Here is a 7,437-nt window from a genome sequence, read left to right as displayed (position 1 = left end):
CATGCCAAAGACCTGTTGCCCACTCGGATGAAAATCACAACCTATAATCAACATACGTTGGCTCCTTTCGCCCGAGCTCTTGGTCGTAAGGCAACCACAGTGTATCGGGCGTCTGGAGCCGTCGTGGTTATGGGATCACGCGCGTTTTTTGCGCGGGGGATCTGATGTTTGCCCACAGACCGCAGATCCCCCACTCAGCGTTGAAATCATTGACATCATAAACAGTCTGGCTGCGGAGTGAGGGATGACAGTGCTGAATTGGAAAGGAGCTTCCAATCCAAGGCGAACTGAGGGAATCGCAGTCCAGTACTGTCATTGTCGAAACCGCCCAATAGTGCGGTCCTATGACGAGAGAGAGACAGGATAGAAGACACATCCAGGCTTGTGTCGTTTTTCACAAGAGAGGTGTGGACCGGGGAATTTCAGAATGCGAAAAAATGGCGCAGAAACTCCCTGTTGGTTCCCTGTTATTTTCTTGAATCTCGCGCTAACCGAAACTAATAGCTTTGTTCATCGAGGCTTACGAAGAAATCCACAGAAGTCCCTGTTATTTCCCTGGTCTTGAACGAAATTTGTGCATTTTGGGCAGAATTCGACGAATTAGAAGCCGCGTTTGAAAACTCGCTTGTTTTTCTCGCTGTTCTTTTGTCTGGCCCGGCGGATTTTCGGTGCGTCCGGCCTTCGGTTTTCCTCTGTGCCCCCTCCCTGTCGTCTGCGTTTAGTTCCGCCGCTAGAATTCAAGAGTGCATCTCGACGACACGATCATTGCCGTCGCCACTCCACCGGGCCGCGGAGGAATTGGTGTTGTGCGACTGAGTGGACCGCATGCGCGAGAGATCGTTGCTCCAATGCTTCGTCTTAAGCATCCTCTTGAAGCCGGGCGTGCAATCTTCGGCGAACTGATCGGCGAACATGCCGGCGAGAGGATCGACGAAGTCGTTGTCACGTTCTTCCAGAAACCGCACTCCTACACGACGGAGGACGTCGTCGAAATATCGGCGCATGGTTCGCCGGTTGTCCTCCAGTATGTCGTTGAGCAGTCATTGGCCCGGGGCGCACGGCTGGCGGAGCCGGGTGAGTTCACCATGCGTGGATTCCTCCACGGCCGCATCGATCTCACCCAGGCTGAGGCTGTGCGCGATCTGATCGAGTCACAGACGCTGTTTCAGGCCAAGATCGCTGCCCAGCAATTGGAAGGCGCGCTTTCCCGTCGCATCAAGCCGGTTAAGAAACAACTAGTAGACCTGATAGCGTTGCTCGAAGCTGGTATCGACTTTGCCGAAGACGAAGTTGCCGTTCTTCCAGATAATCGCATTCTCGCCGCAATCTCCCAGATTCGCCCGCCACTCGAAGCTCTTGCACAATCATTCGCCTATGGCCGTGTCGTACACGAAGGATTAACGCTCGCGATTGTTGGAAGACCCAATGTAGGCAAGTCGAGTTTGTTTAATCGGCTTGTCGCGCGTGAACGCGCCATCGTCACTGCCATTCCAGGCACCACACGCGATCTGGTTACGGAAACTGTCTCACTTGCAGGTATTCCCATCCATCTGATTGACACCGCTGGTATCCGCAGTAGCTCCGATGAGGTAGAGGCGATAGGTATCCGCAAATCTTACGAGGCGCTCGCTGATGCCGACCTCGTGCTCGTAGTTACCGACGACACCGCTTCCCAACACGCAGATGAAGACGAACGCTTGCTACAGGCAACGTTGGGCCGCAAGCGCATCCTGGTTCGAAACAAGTCTGATTTAGCTGATCGAAATCAGAGCAGGTTTAACTCCGACCATCTACCGGAGGTCAGCACATCGGCAATGACTGGCGAGGGAATTGAAGCGCTTCGTGAAAGAGTAGTCGCAGAAGTTGGAGGAAGCTCAGCAACGCAACACGAGAGTGGGTTCCTCACGAATCTGCGACAACGAAAGCTGATTGAGGAATCGCTATCCGCGCTTTTCGCCGCAGAGGAAGCGGTTGCCAATCGCACGCCCCACGAAATGCTGCTGATGGACCTCTACAACTCCCTTCGACCGCTCGATTCCATTACTGGAGAAACCACGACGGACGACATTTTGAACCTGATCTTCAGTACCTTCTGCATCGGAAAGTAGTTGCCAGGCAGGTGGAACTCACCTCATGTCCCTGCCGTAAGGCTATTCGCGCGGTCTAGCAACGAAATCAGGGTAGCTAGGCTAAGATACTGTCGTTCTCCATCCTCCCGCTCAGGTCCTGGTGTGTCAAAAGGTTCAGAAGCACGCAGTGTGCCGACAGATTCTCCGAAGCCGTTGCGGCCTTCTATTGCCAAATCACACGCAAAAATGGAAATCGGAGCTGTTCGGCGGTTTGTGATCCGCATCGCGAATCCACTCGATCGCAAACGCTTTCAGCGAGCTCTGGTGCTGATGGTTGGTCTGCCCTTCTTGCTTATGACCGTAACCGCGGCAACGCTGCTGTGGGCGATTCGCGGTCTCGTGACCGCCAACCAAGCGGTGCAGCACACCGGTCAAGTAATCGCACAGAGTTTCGAAGCGCTCAATCTCGCACTCGAAATGGATACCACGCAACAGCGTTACCTGGAGTCAGCGGATCAACTCCTGCTTCAACGATATCGGCAGACTTCCGCGAGTGTGGACGCAGCGCTGGCCAAGCTTGAGACCTTGGTTCGTGATCAGGAATCAGAGTTGCGACAACTCAACGCCATCAAGGCTTCGCTCGCGCAATGGCGGTCCATCGTAGAAGAAGCCATCGAGAAGGGTCCGGAAGAGAGTTCGGCTTACAACGCTCGCGAAGAGGCACTGATGGAACACATTCGTACCGAATTCTCGCGACTGGTATCGGCGGAGCAAGAGCTTCGAGCCTCCTATCTTGCATCGTCCAGGGACGCCATCCGATTCACTTCGCGGCTTGGGATTCTGCTGACTCTTGCAGTAGGGTTCATCATTGCAGTCTTCGCGGCATACCAGCTGCTTGCGATTTCACGCGTTTACGAGCGCGCGCTCTCAAGGGCTGACCGTCTCTCCGAGGAACTCGCAGAGCGCGAAGCCCATTTCCGGATACTGGCAGAAGCGATTCCGCAAATGGTTTGGGCAACATCGCCGGATGGAACTCCCGAATACTTTAATCAGCGCTGGTTGGATTACATCGGTGCAGCGCGTCAGTCGCGCGAACCGTGGCTGCAACGCGTCAGCCCCGAAGACAGTGCCGCAGCGAACTCTGCCTGGAGAGCATCCCTTGCGTCGGGTAAGGCCTTCACCATCGAGTTGCGGCTGCGCGGTGTTGCTGACAGCTATCGCTGGCACCTTGGCCTTGCGCTTCCGTTGCGTGATGAACGCGGCGCCGTCGTACGCTGGCTGGGAACATTCACCGACATCGCCGACCAGAAGCGGGCTGAAGAAGCTCTTACGAGAATGGCAGCGATTGTTGAAACTTCTGAGGACGGAATCTACAGCAAGGATCTCGAAGGCCACATAAATAGCTGGAATCGAGGCGCGGAGAAGATGTTCGGCTACTCTGCGAACGAAATGATCGGACAGCCTGTTTCCACTCTCAGTCCGCCGGAGAGGCGGCGCGAGGCAGATGACCTGCTTGAGCTCTTGCGGCGCGGGCAATCGATCGACCATTTTGAGACTGTGCGCTTGCGTAAGGATGGAAGTTCCGTGGAAGTTTCGGTTTCGATTTCGCCGATTCGCAATTCAACAGGCGCAGTTACGGGCGCCTCTACAATCGCTCGCGACATAAGCGAGCGCAACCGTGCTGCTGAAGCGCTCCGGAAAACCGAGAAGCTTGCGGCTACCGGACGCCTGGCCGGAACGATGGCGCATGAAATCAATAATCCTCTTGAAGCGGTGACAAACCTTTTGTACCTCATTAACAGAAATAGCTCTCTTGACCAGAAGGCGCACGAATACGCACAAATGGCGATCAGCGAAGTCGATCGCATCGGCCACATCGCGCGTGAGGCGCTCGGCTTCTATCGTGAGGCCGCGACTCCAGTCGACGTCAATATCAGCGACCTGGTAGGCAGCATTGTGAGGCTTTACGCGGCGGGAGCGCAGAACAAGTCCGTCCACCTCGAAACGCAGCTTGAAACACAGGCAACCGTGCCGGCATTTCCGGGGGAAATGCGTCAGGTATTTTCGAATCTGATCGTGAATGCCGTTGATGCCGTCCCTCGTGGGGGCATTATTCATATCCGCGTGAAGCACGGGCGCAACTGGAAGTCACGCGCAATGGGGATCCGCGTGCTCGTTAGCGACAACGGGCCCGGGATTCCCATGGCGTCGCGCCCGCACATTTTCGAACCGTTCTTTACCACCAAGGGAGAAAAAGGGACTGGCGTGGGACTCTGGGTATCACAAGGAGTCATCGAAAAGCACAGCGGGAGCATCCGTATGAAGACTTCTACAGGGGCGGCGCACGGAACTACTTTCTCCGTTTTCCTGCCTTATGCGTGATTCATGCAGCGATCGAGTCTTCCAGGTAGGCGTTTACCGCGTGCATAAGAACGTTCTGCACGTGATCGTTAAAAGCTCTGAGGTCAGGAACGAGGTTACTGACGTCGGCTGCGAGTAGATTTTCCTGGACGACCTCATACGCAGTGCGTTCCAGCGTTCGGAAATCCTCAAACAAATCGTCGATAGAGTAGTGCTGGTGGTGGCGAAGCACGCCATGCGATGCTCCCTGTGCAAAGCTTTCGCGATCCGATTTGGGATCGTTGAAGGTAATGAGCGCGTTAAACAGCTCCAGCAACGCTTCGCGAATCGTCTCGTTTGAACTCTTCCTGCGTGCAGAAAGCGATACAACTGCACGATCAACTACGTTTTGTCGCCACTCCCTGAGGACTTCGTTCACGCGTTTCATCGGCGCAGGGTTGTGCGGAGTGCGCTCGCTCAGTTTGCGCTCGATGGTCTCCACGAGCTGTTCGACCTGCGTTGGCTTGACCAAATAATCGTCAACCTGGTTGCGAATCGCCTGAAGTGCGGTCTCGAATCCCGGATATCCGGTCAGGATCAGCGTCACGCATTGCGGTTGTGTGCGGCGCATCGCGCTCACCACGGTGAATCCGTCGCCGGGATTTCCGATGTTTAGATCGGAGATCAGGACATCAAACTTGCGTACCGGGATCGCAGCCAGGGCCTCGGCAACGGTAGAAGCGACCTCAACTTCATGCCCATGCAAGCGCAAAATTTCCGGCAAAGTGAGCCGGATAGAGGGCTCATCGTCCACAAACAGCATGCGAAGCGATGACATTACGACCTCGGATAGGCTTCCGAACGGTGTTCAGCGGTCGATTGCTGAACTTCCCTCCCACATAGATGCGAAAATTCGTCACTTCGGATACACGTTAAGATCGAGCACGCCGTTCAGGTCGTCGGCGTTATCGTCCTCACGGGAAAAGGTAAGCTCATGTTTCGGTGCATCGGCTGCTGGATCGAAGAGATTCAACTCCGTCACAATCAATAATTTATTGCCGGTTGGCGCCGTGTATTCGTCGTAATTAACGCCTGTAAGCAGGTATGGACGGTTCTGCCACAGCACCATCAGTGGCCGATTTTGACGCACTGCAACGATCAAAGGATCAGGTTGGGTAGGCGCTCCAGGGCTAAACTGCGCCTCAAGGCGGAACTTCTGACCATCCGCAAGCACGTAATCATGGCTGATTTGTCGTGCCAGGGTGTCAGCATCGAGGGCTAGCGGCGTGCAAATTGAGCCTCCATAGAGGCGATCGATCAGGTATTGCTGCTCGATATGCGCATTGCGATTGGCGGACATGGCCACAATTGCCGCCACCCAAGTCCAGTTATCACACGCCTTTTCAGCGACTTTGAAGTTAGTTTTCTCGAGAGTGGCGCTTAATTTGTGCAAAACCCAGCCAGCTGGAAGCTTTTTCTTGGCACTAAACAAGCCAGTTTGAGGCAGTTTAAGCGACAAATTGGGGCACTTCTGCTGCGAAACTGCGGCTGTTGCAGGCACTGCAAACAGCATTACGGCTGCCAGAATTCGTCGCATGAGAGCGACTATAGCTTTCGGAAAGCACTAACGCTATTGACGGGCGGGATGCTACTTCCGTGCCGGGGCTCCCGTCTCACTTCTGCATCAATCCCATAGTCTGCCGGAAGACCTGTTCGAAGGACGCGCCGTTACCGGCCTTCTCCAGAGCCCGTTTCACAGCTTGTTCGGCAGACACGCGCTGATATCCAAGGTTGACCAGCGCTGAAACTACGTCCTCTTCCATTCGCGTTGCAGGCGCGGGCGCCGGCGCAGCGGCGAGGCCATCGAGTTTGTCCCGTAATTCCAGCACCATGCGTTCGGCGGTTTTCTTTCCCACCCCGGGAATGCGGGTGAGCGCCGTGAGATCGTTTCCTCGCAACGCAGTTACTAATGCATCGGCTGCGATTCCGCTGAGTACCGTGATGGCGAGCTTGGGCCCAATCCCGCTGACGCCGATGAGGCGCTCGAATAACTGCTTCTCTTCGCGAAGCAGGAATCCGTACAAAGCGAGCGTGTCCTCGCGAACGTGAGTATGGATATAGAGCGAAACCTCCGCGCCTTCGGCCGGCAATCCGGAAAAACTTGCGACACTGATTGTGATCTCGTAGCCAACCCCAGCGGCTTCAAGGATCAAATGAGAAGGATGTTTTTCGAGAATACGTCCGCGGAGGCGAGCGATCATGAGGGCGGCAATAGGCAATTGGCGATAGGCAATTGGCGCGACGCGGCGCTTCCGCCTTTCAGCGCTTGACGTAGATAGTTCTTCAAGTTGTTCCCTTCATGGCGCCAGCGCCGCTGCTTTTTCGCTCTAGCCTATTGCTTATTGCCTATTGCCGCTTTCTTCAATCCAAATCAAAATCCCGCAGCGGCTTGCCCGTATCTGGAGTGTCTTTGGCGCGCTTTACGGCTTCCTGGAATTTGCGTTCCAGGAGACTGGCCTTGTTCTTCTCGGCGTCCACGGCCTGACGGAACAGCGATTCCTTGCGACCTTCCTGCTCGCGCATCGCGCGGGCCGCTTCCTCGAAGTCGTTGAAGGTCTTCGGACGCGCGGGCGGCGTGTGCGCAATTACAGCTCTGGCTTCCGGATCCACCTTGAGTAGAGCGCCACAACAAGGGCACCCAACCTCGAATGCTGCATCCAGCTTAGTTTTGCCCATAATCTTCGCCTGTGCGGATGATAGCTCAGTTGTGCCGCTTCTCGCATCTTGCCCGTTTATTCGAGAAGGAATCCTCTAAGCACTGTCATCCCTTCTATAACCACGACGGCTCTGTCAAGGACGAAATAGGCAACACGAGTCCGCTGGCGTGGGCGATGAACGTTGTTTGCCCCGGCCTTTCCCTTATTAGGAGGGGGTTGGTTTTGGTGTTGCCTTTGCCGCATGACCAAGTAGCTCGCTTTGCTTTGAATCAGAAGGGTGGAACACTTGCGGGCTGTTCCACCCACCATCG

Annotated in this window: 6 protein-coding genes; 2 read left to right on the top strand and 4 right to left on the bottom strand. The window is 55.2% G+C overall.

From position 1 onward, the window contains the following. Positions 1-743: 743 nt before the first annotated feature. Together mnmE and VNX88_02495 are read left to right on the top strand one after the other, a co-directional pair. A complete protein-coding gene (gene mnmE, locus VNX88_02500) occupies positions 744-2,108 on the top strand; it encodes a tRNA uridine-5-carboxymethylaminomethyl(34) synthesis GTPase MnmE (GenBank protein ID HWY67503.1) in 1,365 nt (454 codons plus the stop codon). A gap of 234 nt (positions 2,109-2,342) precedes the next feature. Then, positions 2,343-4,451 (top strand): PAS domain S-box protein, encoded by a 2,109-nt coding sequence (locus VNX88_02495; protein ID HWY67502.1) that lies wholly within the window; start codon positions 2,343-2,345, stop codon positions 4,449-4,451. A 1-nt stretch (position 4,452) separates the two neighbouring features. Here VNX88_02495 and VNX88_02490 read toward each other — a convergent pair whose 3' ends face one another. The 4 genes from VNX88_02490 to VNX88_02475 form a co-directional block, all read right to left on the bottom strand. Further along, positions 4,453-5,247: a response regulator gene (locus VNX88_02490; protein ID HWY67501.1), complete on the bottom strand. Its 795-nt coding sequence runs from the start codon at positions 5,245-5,247 to the stop codon at positions 4,453-4,455. Positions 5,248-5,325: 78 nt separating this feature from the next. Then, positions 5,326-6,006, bottom strand: a complete 681-nt coding sequence (locus VNX88_02485; GenBank protein HWY67500.1) for a hypothetical protein — start codon at positions 6,004-6,006, stop codon at positions 5,326-5,328. 76 nt (positions 6,007-6,082) lie between these two features. Continuing rightward, the gene (ruvA, locus tag VNX88_02480) at positions 6,083-6,670 is read right to left on the bottom strand and encodes a Holliday junction branch migration protein RuvA (GenBank protein ID HWY67499.1); all 588 of its coding nucleotides are present in this window, start codon (positions 6,668-6,670) and stop codon (positions 6,083-6,085) included. Positions 6,671-6,830: 160 nt separating this feature from the next. Continuing rightward, complete coding sequence (locus tag VNX88_02475) at positions 6,831-7,145, bottom strand: hypothetical protein (GenBank protein ID HWY67498.1); 315 nt, start codon at positions 7,143-7,145, stop codon at positions 6,831-6,833. Between the last annotated feature and the right edge of the window lie 292 nt (positions 7,146-7,437).

The organism is Terriglobales bacterium (genome assembly GCA_035567895.1).
Classification (GTDB): Bacteria; Acidobacteriota; Terriglobia; order Terriglobales; family Acidobacteriaceae; genus Gp1-AA112.
This window is presented reverse-complemented; position numbering and strand designations above follow the sequence as displayed.